Source organism: Chitinophaga barathri (assembly GCF_003807585.1).
GTDB classification, from domain to species: domain Bacteria; phylum Bacteroidota; class Bacteroidia; order Chitinophagales; family Chitinophagaceae; genus Chitinophaga; species Chitinophaga barathri.
On sequence record NZ_RMBX01000001.1, the window covers coordinates 699,748 to 717,983 of the forward strand.

The window sequence follows — 18,236 nt, forward strand, 5'->3', positions numbered from 1 at the left end:
ACTTACACTTCCACCGCGGCGTTTTGTATTACGGGCGCCGGCGGTTCAGGCCTGGGCGTGGCATTCCCCCGTTTCAGCATCACCCTGAAACCAAGACTGGCCAGCACGCAGATGCCGCCCACGATATACCACCAGTTATTGAACCCGATACGCTCCACCACAAAAGCGCCGATGGTGGGCGCCGCGATCGTGGCTACGCAATAGGCGATCGTATACAATGCGGCGTACTGCCCGCGGTTATGTTCTTTGCTGCGGTGTATCCAGAAGTTGTTCATAAAGGGCATGCTCAGCATCTCCCCGGCCGTAAACATCACGATATATACAAATGCCACCCCGTATACCGGCGGCAGGAAATTAAACATCACATAAGCCATCCCCAGCAGAATGCAGCCCATGCTCATGTACGCCACATCCGGCCGTTTGTTCTCCAGTTTGTACACCAGTATCATTTCGATCAAAGCGATCAATATCCCGTTCACAGACATCACGATACCGATCAGGGCTTCGGACATATGGATCTTTTCCTTGAAATACACCGGCACGATGTTGAACAGCTGGAAAAGGCAGATGGCGAACAGGGTGACGAGCAGGATAAAGAAAAGGAACACTTTGTCGTTGTACGCCGAAACGCCATCCCTTACCGGCTTTGGTGTATCCACTCCCTTCGCAGCCTTACTGCGCACCGGTTTCAGGAATATACGCAGCAGGATGGCGGCCACGATGCAGGTGAAACCGTCCGTCCAGAACAGGAGATGATAACTGAAGGTGGCCAGGAGCCCGCCGATGGCGGGGCCGACGGAAAAACCCAGGTTGGAAGCCAGCCTGAGCAGGGAATAGGACCGCATGCGGGAGGTGGTGTCGCTGTAGTGCGCTATGGCGGCGCTGTTTGCCGGCCGGAAAGATTCCGCGAACACGCCCACGATAAACATCGTGGTGATCACCTGCGGGAAGGTGGACATTTGTCCTAACACCATGAACAGCAGGCCATTCATGATCAGGCTCCAGAACTGTACCGGTGCAAAACCGATGGTATCCGCCAACTTTCCACCCAACCAGGCGCCCGCGATGGCGCCCAGACCATAGATAGTGACAATCACCCCGGCCTGTTCCAATGAAAACCCCAGTTTTGACGTTAAATAAATGGTCAGGAAAGGAATCACCATAGCGCCGCTGCGGTTGATCAGCAACACGGTGGCCAGCAGCCAGACGCGGCGGGGAATGCCGCCGTATGCGTTTTTGTACAGTGAAAGCGTTTTGTGGAACATGTGGCTGCAAACTACATTTGACCCGTACAATTTCCAAGGGCGAAATGATGAACCGCATTAGCACAGGATGAATCCGGCGCATGGCAATGAGGCTGCGCGAACAGCCCGGCGGCGATGGTATAATTATCATGCAAGGTTACCGCAAGGCTGCGATCCCCGGTACTCAAAATCCATGGCCGTATCCGGCAGGAAATTTGCAGCAAAGGGGCGGATTACCGCCGTAACAAAAAAATATTAACTTTGGAACACCATGGCTGATCAAAAACAAGAAAAAAACGTAAAAGCAGCCGGCGTCACTATCGCCGTGCATGCGTTACTGTTAGTGGGGCTGTTCCTCATCAGTTTCTCCGCACCTCCGCCCCTGCCGGACCAGGACCTGGGCATGGAAGTGAACCTCGGTACATCAGACGATGGCATGGGCGACGAGCAGCCGCTCAACCCCAATCCCCCGGCCGCGGCACAACCTGCGCCTTCTATCCCGCCTCCCGCGCCCGCACAGGCTGAAGAGCAGGGGAACACACAGGAGCTGGCCACGCAGAACGAAGAAGAAGCGCCCGAAGTGAAACAGCCGCCCAAACCCGCACCCAAACCAAAAGAGATTGCCAAAACGATAGAGACCAAAACAGAAAAAGTAACACGCAAGCCCAAGGCCGTGCAGCCTCCCGCCCCCACTCCGCCCGCTCCCCCGAAACCGAAAGCGGTATTCACCGGCGGCACTTCCACCAGTGCGAACAGCGGAAATGGAGCGAACGGCAGCAATAACTCCACCGGCGAAGGCAATACCGGCAGGCCCGGCGACCGCGGCGTAATAGGCGGCGATCCCAATGCCACGGGTTATACCGGTACGCCCGGTGCGGGAAGAGGCGCGTCGGACTTCAGGCTCAGCGGCCGCAACCTCGTAAACCGCCCTTCAGTAGAATGGGATGGCAACGAAACCGGCTACGTTTCCGTAAGCATTAAGGTGGACCGCAACGGCAATGTGACCAGCGCTACGCATTCCCTGCGCGGCTCTACTATCAACAATCCTGCGGCGGTGCGCATCGCGCGCGACGCGGCCATGCGGATAAAATACAATGCCAGCACGGATGCGCCGGAAGAACAATTCGGCACTATCCGTTTTTATTTCAAAGCGCAATAAGATAAACACGGCAGAATAATCCGGTTATTTTCCCGTTATATGAACTAATGCGAACCAATCCGCGGACTATTCTATGCTGCATACAAGACTTCTAATAGCCATGCTGATGCTGTGCGCTGCTGTTTCAACGCAGGCCCAGGTCTTCCCGGGATATCACACCAGCCAGTATGCAGGCATACACGCTGTGCCCTTCAACCCCGCACTCGCCGCAGGCACCCGTTACCGCTGGGATGTGAACATTGTGGGCCTGGATGCGAAAGCAGGCAATACTTATATCCGCGCAAACAAATCATCCCTGCTCTCCGGTGACAAACTCGTAAGAAACGTAGATTATTTTCCTGACAGCACCGCTACCCGTAAACAATACGGCTGGGGCAGCGCGGATCTCATGCTGCCGTCCGTACTTTATTCCATAGACGAAAGACAATCTGTTGCATTCACCTGGCGCGTGCGCGGCTCCTCATACGGCGGAGGCGTCGAAACTTCCACTGCCAATTTCTTTACGCTCAACTACCCTAACCCCCGTTTCTTCGACCGCACGTTTGCGGACAACTACGGCAGCGGGATGGGTCATGCCTGGAACGAATTCGGGTTCAGCTACGCCCGCGTGATCAAGGACCAGGGCGATCACCGCTGGAAGGCCGGCATTACCGTCAAATACCTCGGCGGACAAGCAGCCGCATACGGCGTGGGCCGGGACGCCGCTTTTGTGTTTGAAGACCGGAACAGAGTGGACATCAACAGCGGTAAATTCTTTTACGGATACAACGAAGGATTGGATGAATGGGACAAGAACAATCAATTGTCCAACTTCAGCCCTTTCCAGAACCCGGGCATCGGCGCGGACATTGGCGTGGTATACGAATGGCGGCCGGACAACGACGGGTTTAATACCATGCAGGAAGGTGGGGACTGGAACCCCGACGCCGATACCTGGAAGGCACGCATAGCGGTGTCCATTGTGGACATTGGCGGCATCAGCTACAAGAAGTCCGCAACCAGTGCGGACCTAGACATGCGCGCGCAGGACTTCCCGGCCAGCCTGCTCAATAAAAGAAAAGAAGAAAGCATGCGGGCATGGACCAGCCGCCTCTCCAGTATGTTCACCCCGCTGGAAACAGACGAGAAATTTTACATGAACCTGCCCACCAGCCTGAACCTGATGGGCGATTACAATATCGACGGGCGCTTTTTTGTGAGCGCCAGCGCCACTATTGCACTGAACGGCGGCAAAAAGGACGACAACAAAACCACCGCCCTCACACAATTCCAGATCACTCCCCGGTGGGAAAGCACGCACCTGGGCGCCTACCTCCCCATCCAGGTGAACCGCTTCGGGCAGGCGGATGCGGGTGTGGCACTGCGTGCAGGGCCGCTGGTACTGGGCTCCGCCAGCCTGTTCACAAACCTCTTCCGCGAAAATATCAATCATGCGGATGTATTCGTAGCTTTGCGGATAATTCCGATCCGTTTCAACAAATGGAGCTGGGATAAAGGCAACGGCGGTATCTTCCGGAAGAAGCGTAACCAGCTGGGTTGCCCCGACATCTAGCCAGGCGATTTATGAATTATCAGCAAACCATCGAATTTCTGTACAGCCAGCTGCCCATGTTCAGCAAAGTGGGCGCGTCCGCGTTAAAAAACGACCTGCTCAATATCCGCGAGCTGTGCGGCATACTCGGCCACCCCGAACAAAAGTTCCCTACCGTACACATAGCCGGCACAAACGGCAAAGGCTCCACCAGCCATATGCTCAGTGCCATCCTGCAACAGGCGGGTTACAAAACAGGCCTGTATACTTCCCCTCACCTGCACGATTTCCGGGAAAGGATCAAAATAGACGGCGAAATGATCCCGCAAGATGAAGTGGTGCGTTTTACCGAACGTATGAAAGGCAATATCGCCACCATCCAGCCATCTTTTTTTGAGCTGACGGTGGCCATGGCCTTTGAATATTTTGCGCAGCAGAAAGTAGACATCGCGATCATAGAAACCGGCCTTGGCGGCCGTTTGGACAGTACAAACATCATCACCCCCCTTCTTTCCCTGATCACCAATATCAGTTACGATCACATGAATATACTGGGCGACACCCTGCAGCAGATCGCGTTTGAAAAAGCGGGTATCATTAAGCCGGATACGCCTGTGGTGATCAGTGAAACGCAACCTGAATCCATCCGTGTGTTCAGGGATACGGCGGACCTCCGCAATGCCCCCATCCGGTTTGCGGACCAGGAGTACCGCATCATCCACCGCCAACCGGGGCCTGATACGCTGCATCTTACCGTTGAATATATTCCTACCGCGGATGTGGAGCTGTATGTGCTGGACCTTCCCGGGCATTACCAGGAAAAAAACCTCGTGGGCGTGCTGGCGGCAATGGAGATATTGCAGCTGAAAGGTTTCCCTGTACCGCAGGCGGTCATCAGCGCGGCATTGTCCAATGTAAAACGCCTGACCGGTCTGGGTGGCCGCTGGGAGGTGATATCACAAGCGCCTTATACCGTACTGGATGTGGGGCACAACGAAGCAGGCATTCACGCCATCATGGAGCAACTCGCGCTGGAGAGTTTCCGCCGGCTGCATATTGTAACGGGTTTTGTAAAAGATAAAGATGTAATGGCCGCATTAAAACAGCTGCCACCCGATGCCATCTATTATTTCACGAAAGCGCAGATACCCCGCGCCATGCATGAAACCGACCTGCTGAAACTAGCCGGGGAAGCGGGTTTAAAAGGGCTCTCCTATCCTGATGTGCCCGCGGCTTATGCAGCCGCGCTGGCCGCCGCGGGCAAGGAAGATATGATCCTGGTCTGTGGCAGCGTATTTATCGTAGGCGATATGCCGGTGAGCTCAGGGAGGATGTAAACACCCCGTATCCCTGCTGGGTGCCGTCGGGAGTCGCGCAGAACGTCAGCCGGAAAAGTACAATTACTTCCCGCTCAATTCCTTTAGTTTTTCCAGCCCGTAATACAGGCAGCTTATATGCAGGGCCTGCAAAAACTCACGTTTTTTCAGCATGGCTTCCAGTTCCGGAATGCTTACTTCAAGCACTTCAATTTCCTCGTTATCGTCCAGCTGCTGCTCCTGCACTTTTTTGCCGCCGGTGGCCAGGAACATATGTACCAGGTTCGTCGTGGTGGAAGGATTGGCGGATACTACGCCGAGATCATATACTTCGCTGAACGCGTACCCCGTTTCTTCCAGCAATTCGCGGCGCACGGCCACTTCCGGGCTCACGTCTTCCGGGTCCATCACGCCGCCGGGTATTTCCACCAGCACACGGCCGATGGCATGGCGGTACTGGCGTATGAGCAGCACCTTGCCGTCTTCCGTGAGTGCCATCGCATTTACCCAGTCAGGATATTCAAGCACATAATAAGCGTCCACCTGTTTGCCATGCGGGGTTTCGCAGACGTCTTTGCGAACGGTGAGCCAGGGCTCCCTGAACAGGTATTCCGATCCTAAAAGTTTCCAGTCCAATGCAGCGGGTATTTAATGGTTAAAATTTTTTACCAGCCTTCGCGCTCTTTCAGCTTTTCGATATGCGCCAGGTGGTGCAGGCCGTGCCAGCTGTAGTTTGCGAGATGCGTGGCCATATTGTTCACGGCGTTGTTGCCGGGGTGAAAAAAGGTCTTGTCCCAATGGCGCGCTTCCATATGCTCCAGCACGGCCACCCAGCGGGTGTGCAGTGCATGCAGCAGGGTAATGGATACGTTGATGGGCGTGTATTGCACATCGGGCAGCTCGGCCCATGCCGTTTCGTCGTATGGTTTAATGGTGGGATTGTCTTCCGTAAGGGCCAGTTTCAGGCGCGTAAGCCCGTTCATATGCGAATCCGCCACGTGATGTACCACCTGTGCCACCGTCCAGCCGCCGGGGCGATAGGGCGTGCCCAGCTGGTGCGCATCGAGGTTCTGAATGGCCAGTTCCAGCAGCGAAGGCAGGTACCTGATATCGTTGATGTACTTCTTCCGCATCTCTGCGGTGATCACGGCGGGCGCATGGAAGCGGCCGATAGGATAGCGTAGATCTTCCATTATACGGGATGTTTGACTTGTTATTCTTCGCGAAGGTCTTTGCCGGTAAGGTGGATGAACACATCCTCCAGGTTCGCCAGCTTCACTTCTTTTTTACGCTCAAAACCTCCTGCCACCAGCTGGTCTATCAATGCATCCGGGGTATCCAGGGCAATGATCTTCCCGCTGTCCACGATCGCGCAGCGGTCGCAGAGGAACTCTGCTTCGTCCATGTAATGGGTGGTGATCACCACGGTGGTGCCCTGGTCGCGCACTTGCTGGATCAGCGTCCAGAGGTTGCGGCGGGCCTGCGGGTCCAGCCCGGTGGTGGGCTCGTCCAGGAAAATGATGCGCGGGCGGTTGATGAGCGTGGTGGCGATGGAAAAACGTTGTTTCTGGCCGCCGGAGAGGGATTTGTATTTCTCTTTGGCCTTGTCTTCGAGGTTGAACTGTTTCAGCAGCTCCATACCGTCCACTTTTCGGTTGTAGAGGCCGCCGAACAGGTCTATCAGTTCCAGCAGGTTGAGGCCGGGATAATATCCCGAGGTTTGCAGCTGCACGCCGATGAGCTGTTTGATGGCTTCGGGGTTATCGTCCAGGTTGAGACCGTTCACCGTTACGGTGCCGGACGTCTTTTCCCGGAGGGTCTCGATGATCTCCAGCGTGGTGCTTTTACCGGCGCCATTCGGCCCCAGGAGGCCAAAAACCTCGTTTTCGTATACGTCGAAGCTGATCCCTTTCACGGCGGTGAAGTCCCCGTATTTTTTCACCAGGTCCCTCACCTCAATGATCTTTCGTTTTTCCATGGGACCAAAATACGGCAAAAAACATTGCAGCGTATCCCGAATGTGAAGAGGCGTTTGGAAACCTCCCTGTGCGCGGGATCAGGGGGAAAGGCCGCGGCCGCCTCCCCGGTTAACTGTGCGCCACGGAGTGAAACAGCCCCGGATCGCAGGCTTCCTAAAATGCGTAAAGGCGCAGTTTCCTGCGCCCCTACACTCAAAATAAACAGTTAGTAAGCAGTTATTTTTTAGCCGTTGCAGCCGGCTTGTTGATGAATATCTGCGTGAAATAAACGATGTTGCCTTTGCCCCTGGCCGTACCGATGCCGATCAGGTTAAAGTCGCCCAGCATGTTCTTGCGGTGGCCCGGGCTTTTGATCCAGCCATCCACTACCGCTTCGGCGCTGAGGTTGCCGTAAGCCACATTCTCCGCAGCAGCGCGCACGGTGCCCAGTTTTTTGGAAATATCATCCACCCTGGATTCAAACCCGTCGTGCCCGAAATTCCTGCGGCCGGTAGCCATGGACTTGCTGTGGTCCCTCGCTTCGATGCTGATCACGTTGCTGATCTCCAGCGGCTTCAGGCCTTTGGTACGGCGGAACTTGTTCACATAAAAAAGGATATCTTCCTCTACACTCTTCTCATCTCCTTCCCTGGCTGTGGTATTGGCACTGGTGGATGTGGAAGTGGCAACGGGCCTGGAGCAGGCTACCGATTGGGAAGCGGCAAACACAAAAGTTGCCAGTACAAGGATCTTACAATAATGCTGGTTAAACATGTTTCTTTAAACGGTTTTTATATACCAAAAATTGTATGATCCAATATCAGGCCAAAAGTTTAACGGAGCGTTTCCTTCACCGCTTCCACCATGTTCTTTGAACCGATGAAGATAGGTATACGCTGGTGCAGCTCCGTAGGCTTGATGTCCAGCAGGCGGCGCTCCCCGTCCGCAATGGCCATGCCTCCCGCCTTCTCCATGAGGAAAGACATGGGGTTGCACTCATAACAAAGCCTCAAACGGCCTTGTGTATATTTTCCAAAGATGGGATACATAAAGATGCCGCCCTGTATGAGCGTGCGGTGTATCTCAGACACCATGCAGCCTACAAAACGGTGGCGGTACACCCGCTGGGTGTTATCCTTTGCCATGAACAGGTCTATGGCATTCCTTACCTTTTCTTCATACAGATGGTAATACCCCACATTCACGGAGAAAATATCGCTGTCCTCGGGTACTTTCAGGTTCGGGTGGCTGAGGCAGAACTCCCCGATGCTGGGGTCCAGCGTGAAGCCCTGCACGCTCCGGCGCGTGGCGTATACGAGCATGGTGGAAGAGCCATAGATGATGTACCCCGCGGCGATCTGCTGGCTGCCGGGCTGCAGGAAGTCTTCCAGCGTGCAGCGTGTACCGTTGGGGGAAAGACGGCGGTATACGGAAAAGATAGTGCCGATGGAAACATTCACGTCGATGTTGCCGGAACCGTCCAGCGGGTCCATGAGCACCACGTATTTGGAGTTCATGGACAGCTCGTCTTCAAAAGCGATAAACTCCTCGTTTTCCTCGGAGGCCACCCCGCAGCAATAGATACTGTTGCGCAGCGTGCTGATCAGCTGGTCGTTTGCAAATTCATCGAGCTTTTTCACGGCTTCGCCCTGTACGTTGGTTTTACCAGCTTCGCCCAGTATGTCCGCAATGCCTGCCTTGTTCACTTCCACATTCACTCTTTTGGAAGCCAGGCCGATATCCCGGAGGAGGCCGGAAAGCTGGCCGGTAGCGCCGGGGTAGTTGCGCAGTTCCTGGATCGTGAACTCATCCAAAGTCATCACTCGTTTGTTCATTTTCATATACGTGTTTAGGTTTGGGTGCGCTAAAATAAGCTAAATCAAGGGGTTTTATAAGAAAACGGTCATTCCCCGCCAAAGAGATTTTTAAACAATTCTACAATTGATGTACTTTTGCGGGATATTTTTTAAAAGAAGAGGTTTCTCCTTATGAAGGTTTTCAAATTTGGCGGCGCAAGTTTAGAAACTATTGAGCGCATACAACAGGTGGGTAAAATCATCCAGTCATTTCCTGACGATAAGCTGCTTGTCGTAATATCGGCAATGGGCAAAACGACCAATGAACTGGAAAAAGTCGCCCAGAACTATTTCATGCGTAAAAGAGAGATAGCCGCGCAGCTGCTTTACAACATAGAGCAGCAGCATATCCAGACCGCGGAGAACCTGCTGGGTACCCGCGAACACCCGCTGTTCGTACAATTGCAGCAGTTCTTCACCGAAGCGGAATGGACCCTCGGCGAAAAACCCACCCGCAATTACGATTATTATTACGATCAGCTCGTGGGCCTGGGCGAACTCCTCAGCACCGCTATCGTGAGCGCGTACTTCAACCAGGCGGGCATTGTGAACAGCTGGGTGGATGTAAGGGATGTGTTCAGAACGGACGATAACTTCCGTGATGCGAATATCAACTGGGAAATAACGGAATTGCAGGTGAACCAGAAGGTAATGCCGCTGTTCAACGCCGTGAACATCGTGATAGCACAGGGTTTTATCGGCAGTACGGACCAGAATGAAAGCGTCACCCTCGGCCGCGAGGGCAGCGACTTTTCCGCCGCCGTATTTGCCAACCTGCTGAATGCGGACAGCCAGACCATCTGGAAAGATGTGGAAGGCCTGAAAAATGCAGATCCCAAACTCTTTGCGGACACCATCAACATCCCCGAGATCGCATACGGGGAAGTGATCGAAATGGCGTATTACGGCGCGCAGGTGATCCATCCCAAGACCATCAAACCTTTACAGAACAAACAGATCCCCTTATACGTAAAATGTTTCCTGGACAAAGACCTTCCGGGCACCGTGATCAGGCAGGATGCAGACAACCGCAAGCTGCCGCCCCTCATTGTGCTGAAGAAAAACCAGGTGCTGATCTCCATCACTTCCCGCGATTTCTCCTTTATTACCGAAGACAGGATCAGCGACATTTACGAGATCTTCCACGACAAAAAGATCAAGATCAATCTCACGCAGAATGCCGCGATCACTTTCTCCTGCTGTATAGATAATAACCCGGAGAAGATTGAACTGCTTATCAAAGCCCTGCACGAAGGGTTCAAGATCTCCTATAACGAAGGCCTTGAACTGCTCACTGTAAGACATTACAAAAACGGTTTGCTGGAAGAGCTGACGAAAGGAAGGAAAGTATTGCTGGAACAACGTTCTGACAATACCGTACAGCTCGTGATGAAGTTGCCGCCCCAATGAGAGAACGCCGCGATCCCGGCACCTTACAGGTCTCTCCCCCTGTAAAAGGTGTCATCCAAATGCCGGAACCGCAACGTTCCATCACCGGCGTACATTTTTCCCATAAGCATAAAAGTGCATTTGCGGAATGTCCCCTGCGGGACGGCGTTGCTGTTACTATACAAATCCTAGAATAACGCGCTGTTCAAATATACACGCCATCTTTTCCTGTTACACAACAATTCAACCGGCCAGGGTTTGCGGCTGCCATACGGCCGTTTTTAGCGGCGCAAATGCATTCGTGGGGAGGAAACGGTCGTTCGTAGACAAAATTCCGGGCAGGCAAGGCATATCCTGGCTCAGGAAAGCTCCCGCAGCACCAGTTCCTTATAACTCCGCCCGATGGGAATGGGCTTCCCGTTGATCTCGATATCCGTAGCGGTAAAGGCGTCAATTTTGTCTTTAGCCACGATGAACGAGCGGTGGATGCGGATGAAGTTGTTCCTTGCCAGCAGCTCTTCTATTTCACCCAGCTGGAACTTGGTGAGGATGGTTTGTTTGTGCGTGGTGATGCCGATGTATTCTTTGAGGCTTTCGATGTAGAGTATTTCATCAAGATAGACCTTCACTTTCTTTTTACTGACATTAAAAAACAGGTAAGCCCTTTCCGGCGGTGTTACCCGCGCGGGCAGCGGTGCCGCGGGTGCGGGCAGCGGCTGTTGCCGCACTTTGTTCACCGCTGTGAGGAACCTGCTGAACTCGATGGGCTTGAGCAGGTAATCCGTTACATTCAGCTCGTACCCTTCCAGCGCGTATTCCTGGTAAGCAGTGGTGATGATGATCTGCGGCGGGTGTTTGAGGGCTTTGATAAAAGCGAACCCTTTGAGTTTGGGCAGATGGATGTCCAGGAAAATGAGGTGTACCTGCTCCCGTTGTAATACTTCCATAGCAAAGATGGCGTCCGCGCATACGGCCTTCAGCTCCAGGAAAGGCACCTGGCGGATGTAGTCGCACAGCACTTCCGCGGCCAGCGGCTCGTCTTCCACGATGATGCAGTTAAATTTTTGCATGACTGTCCAGGTTGATGGTCAATACTACTTTGAATACGGCGGCTTCTGAAAATACGAGCAACTGGTGTTCGGTATACATCAGCTCCAGCTGCCGCCGCACGTTGCCCAGCCCGATCTTGTGCTGGCTGTTGTTTCCTTCATGCTCGCGGTTGTTTTCCACGGTAAAGGTCAGTATTCCTTTTTGGAGGCGCAGGTCCATATGCACGTATGAATCGAAACGGGTTTCACTGACGCCGTGTTTAAAGGCGTTTTCCACGAAAGGCATCAGCAGCAGCGGCGCCACGGGGTGTTGCTCCTGGTCTATGTCCTGTGTGAAGGTAACATTCAGGCGGTTGTTGTAACGGATCCTTTCGAGGTCCAGGTAATCGTTGATCATCCTGATCTCTTCCGCCATCGTGATCATGCCTTTGCCGGATTCGTAGAGCATAAAACGCAGCAGTTTGGAGAGTTTCATCACGATCTCCGGCGCCTGGTCGCTTTTTTTGCGGGTGAGCGCGTAGATGTTGTTCAGGGTATTGAAGAGGAAATGCGGGTTCGTCTGGTTCCGCAGGAACTTCAGTTCTGTTTCCAGTTTTTCCTTTACGAGGTCCTTTTCCCGCACCCGCGCGGAAAGCTGCATCCGCAGCAGTTTGAAGGCCACGGCGGTGGCGCATACAAACCCGATGTCTATAATCCCCAGCAGCAGCCTGGGCAACGAAAACAACGCGCCGGGTTTGCCGATGCCATCATAAACAACCTGGTTGATGTAATACACGAACGTAACGCGGTATAGCACCAGCGAAACGGCCATCACGGCTATCACCTGGAGCGTGACCCAGGCGAGGTTCCGTTTTTCCTTCAGCACCTGCGGCACGGCGGCGTACAATACAAAATAGGTGATGATAAGTTTAGGCATGGTGGCTGCGGTAGCGGCATGAAGCGCTATTATAAAACGCCTGCCATCCGGCACGCCGGCCATCAGGGCGGCGGACCAGGTATATTCCATCAGGGCGTCCTGGAGGGTATAGGCCACCCAGAACAAGACATGTAAGAGCCATCGCTTCATCAGGGCCAAAAGTCGGTAAAAAGCATTTATATGAAGGCAAAAACATCCAAACGGCCGGTTTCGCAGGCCAGACGACAGGTAACAACAACCGGCGTTCAACTCCTTTCTATCTGTTTTCTTTTCTTTCCTTTTTGTATTTTAATTTATTATTAAAAATGAAGAAATTCTTATTATTTTGTTACCAATAACCATATTTTGTAAACTGTTCATAAGACCAAAATCAAGCGGATCTGTTCCGAAAGACTGAAAAGTTCCACCATAAGCATTTGAAAAACATTATGATAGGCATGTTATTTAGTTCTCTTAACAATTCTTTAATGGTTACTTAACCTGAAAGAAGAAGTAAACTCTTCTTTTATTCTCAACTTGCGTCCGCAATCCATTTGTTTCGCTGACGCTTTTTTACTGACAGTGCAGGTAACTGCTCTGAACGGACTTGTCGTTTTCGCACTCTTTGTATTTGTATAACTATAAAACCTTCAAACATGCTCACCACGCTTCGATCACTCAGCGGCTGGTTGCTATTGCTACTCTGCCTTTTCCCGGCATTGGCCAATGCCCAGCAGACAGGCGCCACCTTATCCGGCGTAATTACAAGCTCTAAAGGCGAACAACTTCCCGGCGTTACCATTGAAGCCAGAATGACGGACGGCCAGCGCAAAGGCACTGCCTCTCTTTCGGACGGCAACTACACTCTCGCCAATCTCCCGGAAGGCGTTCCTTTACAGATCACTTTTACATTCCTCGGATTTGAATCCCTTGTGATCAAGAACAAAATTTTAAAAAATGGCAACAACGCTCTTTCCGTTCAGTTACTGGAAGGAGACAGGAAATTGAATGAACTGGTAGTAGTAGGTTACGGCACCCAGAAAAAAGTGAACCTCACCGGCGCCATCGCCCAGGTGGATTCCAAAGCGCTGGAAAACCGCCCTGTAGCCAACGTAACACAGGCCCTGCAGGGTGCTATCCCCGGGCTTAACATCAACTTCACCGATGGCCGCCCCGGCGCAAACGGCCGCTTCAACATCCGCGGCACCAACCCGCTCAGCTCCGGCGCCACCCCGCTGGTACTGATAGACGGTGTACCCGGTTCAATGAACAACGTGAACCCGCGCGACATCGAGACTTTTACCGTACTGAAAGATGCCGCCGCTTCCGCCATCTATGGCGCGCGCGCAGCATTCGGCGTAATACTGATCACCACCAGGACGCCTAAAAAAGGTAAACTCAACGTTAACTACGGCAACAACTTCTCTAAATCCTATAACACCGTAAGCACAGACTTCATCACCGACGGTTACACTTCCGCCATGCTGAACGACGAAGCTTTCCTCGTAACCACCGGCAACACTTATACAAGATATACCCCGGCGGACATGGAGGAACTGAAAAAACGCCAGACGGACAAATCGCTGCCCACCGTGATCACAGACGTCCGCAACGGCCGTGAACAATACGTTTATTATGGTCATACCGACTGGTGGAAAGAATTTTTCCTGCCCGCACAGGACGGTATGGAGCACAGCCTGAGCGTTTCCGGCGGTACTGAGAAAGTAGACTTCCTGCTTTCCGGCCGCATGTACAACAAAAAAGGCATGATGCGCTACGACCGTGACGAATACAATTCGTTCAACCTCCGCACCAAACTCACCGTGAGGGCCACTAAATGGCTGACGTTCACCAACAATACCCAGTTCATGATCGGCAAGTACACCTACCCAGGCTGGGACCCGAACACGAACTTCGTGAACACTACCGTACACGCCCTTCCCTCTTATCTTCCCAAAAACCCGGACGGCACCGCCACTTACATCACTGCTCTGAATAACTACCAGATCGGCGACGGCCTGTTTTCCGACCTGCTTTACGGCAAAAACAAAGGCATTCAGCGCTGGAACGAGCTGATGAGCACCTGGGGCGCTACCATCAGGGTGAATGACAACATCAACCTGTACGCGAATTACACCTTTACGCTGAACCCTGCCAGGGACAACGATAACCCGACTATCTCCACCTACAGGCAGACTTCTTCTCCGTATTCCATCTATCCCGGTGTGATCGCCAAAGTGCCCAGGCCCGACTTCCTCCGCGAAGAGAACAACCAGGACTACTATCACGTTGCCAACGCCTATGGCGAGTTCCAGAAAAGTTATGGCAAACATAACGTGAAGTTCATGGCGGGCTACAACCAGGAGCTGAAACAGTTCAAACGCGTAACATCCGAGCGCGGCGACCTGCTGTCCCAGGACCTGAACGACGTGAACCTCGGCTCCGGTTATTACACCCTCACCGGTGACCAGAGCGAATGGGCGCTGCTCGGCTTCTTTGCCCGCGCGAACTACGATTACAAAGGCAAATACCTGCTGGAACTGAACGGCCGCTACGACGGAACTTCCCGTTTCCCGAAAGGCCAGCGCTTCGGCTTCTTCCCCTCTGTTTCCGCAGGCTGGAGGATCAGCGAAGAAAGTTTCTTCGAGCCGCTGAAAAAGACCATCAACGACCTGAAATTCCGTGCTTCCTACGGTCAGCTCGGCAACCAGGTTACTTCCAACTACCCTTATATTCCGTTGCTCGCACGCGGTACTTCAGACTGGATCGCAGGCGGCAAAAAGATCGAGTTCCTGACCGCTCCCCCTGCGATCTCCCCGAACCTGACCTGGGAAAGGACCGCTTCACAGAACTTCGGTATCGATATGGGGCTGCTTCAGAACAAACTGTCCGTAAGCCTGGATTATTACATCCGCGACACGAAGGACATGCTGACCAGGGGCGCCACCGTACCGGTAGTATTCGGTACCACCGAAGCGCGTGAAAACGCCGCCGATCTCCGCACAAAAGGTTTTGAAATCAGCATCAACTACAACGACCAGTTCGATCTCGCAGGCAAACCCTTTATGTGGAGCATCGGCGCGAACCTCAGCGATTTCAGCTCTGTGATCACCAGGTTCTCCAACGACAACAAACGCCTGAATGATTATTACGTAGGCCAGAAATACGGCGAAATGTGGGGTTACCTCACAGACGGTTACTTTAACAGCGACGAAGAAGCCGCCGCATGGCAGGCCAAAGTGAACCAGGACCTCGTTGGTTCCAACATCAAAAGCGCTTCCGGCCAGTGGAACAAACTGCGCGCGGGCGACCTGAAATTTAAAGATATCAACAACGACGGCACGATCAGCCCGGGCCTGAACACCCTCAGCGATCATGGTGACCTCGTATACCTCGGCAACAGCCAGATCCGCTACCCGTATGCCTTCAACGGCTCCGCCAGCTGGAATGGCATAGACCTGTCCTTCTTCTTCCAGGGCATCGGTAAAAGAGACTGGTACCCCGGCGCCAACGCGGACAAATTCTGGGGCCCCTATAGCCGTCCTTATTATTCCTTCCTCCCCACCAATTTCGAAGACCTGGTGTGGACCCCGGAAAAAGGCCAGGACAGCTACTTCCCCCGTCTGCGCGGTTACATCGCTCTCAATGGCAACAACCCGCTCACCAATACGAACGACAGGTACATGCAGGACCTGGCTTACCTCCGCCTGAAAAACCTCACCATCGGTTATTCCCTGCCTGACCAACTGCTGAAGCGTATTAAAATAAACCGCCTCCGCGTGTATGTAAGCGGCGACAACCTGGTAACCTGGACCAAGCTGGAATCCAAATACATCGATCCGGAGCAGGCTGCCGCTGACGCAAACGGCCGCGTTTATCCGTTCGGTAAAACATTCTCAGCCGGCCTGGACCTGTCCTTCTAACCAATTAAAAGAGCATCGAAATGAAAAAGCAAATATCCATACTTGCCATCGCCGCAGCCGGTCTTTTCTCCAGCTGCAGCAAATTCATGGACCGTCAGCCGCTATCCCAGATCGCGCCGGACCAGTATTTTAATAACGACAACGAGGCGAAGTTCTACCTGAACTCCCTTTACAGCATCTTCCCCAACGCGGAAGGCGTATATAACGAAGACATCGATAACATCGTAAAACAATCCCTCGGCGACAACATCACCGGCCGCCGTACAGTGCCCCTTACCGGAGGCAACTGGACATGGGGAGAACTGCGTAAGATCAATTTCTTCCTGGACAACTACAACCGCGTGATGCCTGAAAGCCAGGCCGCGCGGTATGCAGGCGTAGCCAAATTTTTCCGCGCCTACTTCTACTTCGATAAAGTACAGCGTTTCGGCGATGTGCCCTGGTATTCCCACGTCGTATTGCAGAATGACAAGGTTATGCTGACCAAAGCAAGAGATCCCCGCAAACTGGTGGTGGATTCCATCATTGCAGACCTGGACTATGCTATCGCCAACATCGATGATGCCGCGGCTCCGGCCGGTACCACTCCTACCGAAGTAGTGAACAGGTTCACCGCTATGGCGCTGCTCAGCCGCGTTTGCCTGTACGAAGGCACCTGGAAAAAGTACCGTGGCGAAACCGGTTGGGAAGCCCTGCTCACCAAAGGAGCTGCCGCAGCCGAACAACTGATGAACACCGCGAAATACAAGATCTATAAATCCACTCCCAATAAGGCGTACCTGGAGCTTTTTGCATCCATCAAGCCTATCCAGGAAGAGATCATCTTCGCCAGGAACTTCAGCAACGAGCTTTCCGTATGGCACAACGTGAACTACTACACGATCACTTCTTCCTACGGCAAACCCGGCCTGGACAAAGAACTCGTGAACAGTTACCTGATGGCGGACGGAACCCGTTTTACGGACATCAACCGTTACGACACCATCACTTTTTACGCCGAAACCCAGAACCGCGACCCGCGTCTTTCCCAGACCATCCGCACTCCCGGTTACGCGCGCATCGGTACTACCAACCCGCTGGTGCCTGACTTTGGCGCAAGCGTGACCGGTTACCAGCTGATCAAGTTCGTGACCGACATGTCCTTCGATTCATTCAACCGCTCCATCAACTCCATGCCGATTTTCCGCTACGCTGAAGTACTCCTCAACTACGCTGAGTGCAAAGCGGAACTGGGCACGCTTACCCAGGCGGACATCGACAAATCCATCAAACTCCTGCGCGACCGCGTGGCAATGCCCAATCTCGATGTGGCAGCCGCTAATGCAAACGTAGACCCTTACATGGAAGCACAATACCCTTCGGTTATCGGCGGGAACAAAGGCGTGATCCTCGAGATCCGCCGCGAAAGAAGGATCGAACTGGTAATGGAAACTTACCGCTGGAACGACCTCATGCGCTGGAAATCAGGCCAGAGCCTGGTACGCCAGTTCAAAGGCATGTACTTCCCCGGTGTTGGCCAGTATGACCTGGACCGCAACGGCAAAACAGACGTGCATATCTACGAAGGCACCAAACCTCCGGCTGTAGCAGGCGTTCAGTACTTCAAACTGGGCACTGAAATAGACCTGACAAACGGCGCCACAGGCGGCAACGTGATCATCAACCGCAGCACCGCCAAGACCTTCCAGGAAAACAGGGATTATCTTCAGCCTATTCCCATCCAGGAAAGACAGCTGAACTCCAACCTGTCTCAGAATCCTAACTGGGTAGACGGCCTGTAATCAGTCCCGATCCATAACAACTATAATACAAAGGGCTGCCCTGTTCGCAGGTGCAGCCCTTTCTTACAAGATCCACGTCCAACAAAAAAGCCGCGTCCTCCATGGAGCGGCTTTTTTGTTATACTGATTGAAAGT

14 protein-coding genes are annotated in these 18,236 nt (G+C 53.2%); 6 read left to right on the forward strand and 8 right to left on the reverse strand.

All coding sequences use genetic code 11. From position 1 onward, the window contains the following. Nucleotides 1–2 precede the first annotated feature (2 nt). Nucleotides 3–1,265 carry an MFS transporter gene (locus tag EG028_RS02540; protein WP_120514470.1) on the reverse strand — a complete coding sequence of 421 codons (1,263 nt, stop codon included), beginning with the start codon at nt 1,263–1,265 and terminating at the stop codon, nt 3–5. A gap of 250 nt (nt 1,266–1,515) precedes the next feature. Between EG028_RS02540 and EG028_RS02545 the strand changes: the two genes are divergently transcribed. The 3 genes from EG028_RS02545 to EG028_RS02555 all read left to right on the forward strand — a co-directional run bounded on the left by EG028_RS02545 (nt 1,516) and on the right by EG028_RS02555 (nt 5,271). Further along, entirely contained in the window at nt 1,516–2,403 is an 888-nt protein-coding gene (locus tag EG028_RS02545; protein WP_120514471.1) for a hypothetical protein, read from the forward strand. A 73-nt stretch (nt 2,404–2,476) separates the two neighbouring features. Then, nucleotides 2,477–3,955 carry a DUF5723 family protein gene (locus EG028_RS02550; RefSeq protein WP_123864528.1) on the forward strand — a complete coding sequence of 493 codons (1,479 nt, stop codon included), beginning with the start codon at nt 2,477–2,479 and terminating at the stop codon, nt 3,953–3,955. Between the two features lie 11 nt (nt 3,956–3,966). Then, nucleotides 3,967–5,271, forward strand: a complete 1,305-nt coding sequence (locus EG028_RS02555; protein ID WP_120514473.1) for a bifunctional folylpolyglutamate synthase/dihydrofolate synthase — start codon at nt 3,967–3,969, stop codon at nt 5,269–5,271. Nucleotides 5,272–5,334: 63 nt separating this feature from the next. On the opposite strand, the gene EG028_RS02560 is transcribed toward EG028_RS02555, so the two are convergent. From EG028_RS02560 to fbp, 5 genes are all read right to left on the reverse strand, one after another. Then, nucleotides 5,335–5,886 (reverse strand): NUDIX hydrolase, encoded by a 552-nt coding sequence (locus EG028_RS02560; protein ID WP_120514474.1) that lies wholly within the window; start codon nt 5,884–5,886, stop codon nt 5,335–5,337. 29 nt (nt 5,887–5,915) lie between these two features. Then, a complete protein-coding gene (locus EG028_RS02565) occupies nt 5,916–6,443 on the reverse strand; it encodes a YfiT family bacillithiol transferase (protein WP_120514475.1) in 528 nt (175 codons plus the stop codon). Nucleotides 6,444–6,463: 20 nt separating this feature from the next. Continuing rightward, complete coding sequence (locus EG028_RS02570; RefSeq protein WP_120514476.1) at nt 6,464–7,228, reverse strand: ABC transporter ATP-binding protein; 765 nt, start codon at nt 7,226–7,228, stop codon at nt 6,464–6,466. Between the two features lie 217 nt (nt 7,229–7,445). Then, entirely contained in the window at nt 7,446–7,982 is a 537-nt protein-coding gene (locus EG028_RS02575; protein WP_120514477.1) for a CAP domain-containing protein, read from the reverse strand. Nucleotides 7,983–8,041: 59 nt separating this feature from the next. Beyond that, on the reverse strand, nt 8,042–9,043 hold the full coding sequence (gene fbp / locus EG028_RS02580) for a class 1 fructose-bisphosphatase (RefSeq protein WP_120514617.1): 1,002 nt from the start codon (nt 9,041–9,043) through the stop codon (nt 8,042–8,044). Nucleotides 9,044–9,196: 153 nt separating this feature from the next. On the opposite strand from fbp, the gene EG028_RS02585 reads away from it, so the two are divergent. Continuing rightward, nucleotides 9,197–10,474: an aspartate kinase gene (locus tag EG028_RS02585; RefSeq protein WP_120514478.1), complete on the forward strand. Its 1,278-nt coding sequence runs from the start codon at nt 9,197–9,199 to the stop codon at nt 10,472–10,474. A gap of 338 nt (nt 10,475–10,812) precedes the next feature. Here EG028_RS02585 and EG028_RS02590 read toward each other — a convergent pair whose 3' ends face one another. Both EG028_RS02590 and EG028_RS02595 read right to left on the reverse strand, forming a co-directional pair. Beyond that, entirely contained in the window at nt 10,813–11,523 is a 711-nt protein-coding gene (locus tag EG028_RS02590; protein ID WP_120514479.1) for a LytR/AlgR family response regulator transcription factor, read from the reverse strand. Then, a complete protein-coding gene (locus EG028_RS02595) occupies nt 11,510–12,568 on the reverse strand; it encodes a sensor histidine kinase (protein ID WP_120514480.1) in 1,059 nt (352 codons plus the stop codon). The genes EG028_RS02590 and EG028_RS02595 overlap by 14 nt, the downstream gene beginning before the upstream one ends. Before the next feature lie 485 nt (nt 12,569–13,053). On the opposite strand from EG028_RS02595, the gene EG028_RS02600 reads away from it, so the two are divergent. Both EG028_RS02600 and EG028_RS02605 read left to right on the forward strand, forming a co-directional pair. Further along, a complete protein-coding gene (locus tag EG028_RS02600) occupies nt 13,054–16,320 on the forward strand; it encodes a SusC/RagA family TonB-linked outer membrane protein (protein ID WP_120514481.1) in 3,267 nt (1,088 codons plus the stop codon). 20 nt (nt 16,321–16,340) lie between these two features. Continuing rightward, nucleotides 16,341–18,101: a RagB/SusD family nutrient uptake outer membrane protein gene (locus tag EG028_RS02605; protein ID WP_120514482.1), complete on the forward strand. Its 1,761-nt coding sequence runs from the start codon at nt 16,341–16,343 to the stop codon at nt 18,099–18,101. Nucleotides 18,102–18,236: the final 135 nt, after the last annotated feature.

Bases quoted from the DNA above. Each gene is read 5' to 3' on its own strand.
- EG028_RS02540 (WP_120514470.1), bottom strand. From the start codon at position 1,265: ATGTTCCACAAAACGCTTTCACTGTACAAAAACGCATACGGCGGCATT.
- EG028_RS02545 (WP_120514471.1), top strand. From the start codon at position 1,516: ATGGCTGATCAAAAACAAGAAAAAAACGTAAAAGCAGCCGGCGTCACT.
- EG028_RS02550 (WP_123864528.1), top strand. From the start codon at position 2,477: ATGCTGCATACAAGACTTCTAATAGCCATGCTGATGCTGTGCGCTGCT.
- EG028_RS02555 (WP_120514473.1), top strand. From the start codon at position 3,967: ATGAATTATCAGCAAACCATCGAATTTCTGTACAGCCAGCTGCCCATG.
- EG028_RS02565 (WP_120514475.1), bottom strand. From the start codon at position 6,443: ATGGAAGATCTACGCTATCCTATCGGCCGCTTCCATGCGCCCGCCGTG.
- EG028_RS02570 (WP_120514476.1), bottom strand. From the start codon at position 7,228: ATGGAAAAACGAAAGATCATTGAGGTGAGGGACCTGGTGAAAAAATAC.
- EG028_RS02575 (WP_120514477.1), bottom strand. From the start codon at position 7,982: ATGTTTAACCAGCATTATTGTAAGATCCTTGTACTGGCAACTTTTGTG.
- fbp (WP_120514617.1), bottom strand. From the start codon at position 9,043: ATGAACAAACGAGTGATGACTTTGGATGAGTTCACGATCCAGGAACTG.
- EG028_RS02585 (WP_120514478.1), top strand. From the start codon at position 9,197: ATGAAGGTTTTCAAATTTGGCGGCGCAAGTTTAGAAACTATTGAGCGC.
- EG028_RS02590 (WP_120514479.1), bottom strand. From the start codon at position 11,523: ATGCAAAAATTTAACTGCATCATCGTGGAAGACGAGCCGCTGGCCGCG.
- EG028_RS02595 (WP_120514480.1), bottom strand. From the start codon at position 12,568: ATGAAGCGATGGCTCTTACATGTCTTGTTCTGGGTGGCCTATACCCTC.
- EG028_RS02600 (WP_120514481.1), top strand. From the start codon at position 13,054: ATGCTCACCACGCTTCGATCACTCAGCGGCTGGTTGCTATTGCTACTC.
- EG028_RS02605 (WP_120514482.1), top strand. From the start codon at position 16,341: ATGAAAAAGCAAATATCCATACTTGCCATCGCCGCAGCCGGTCTTTTC.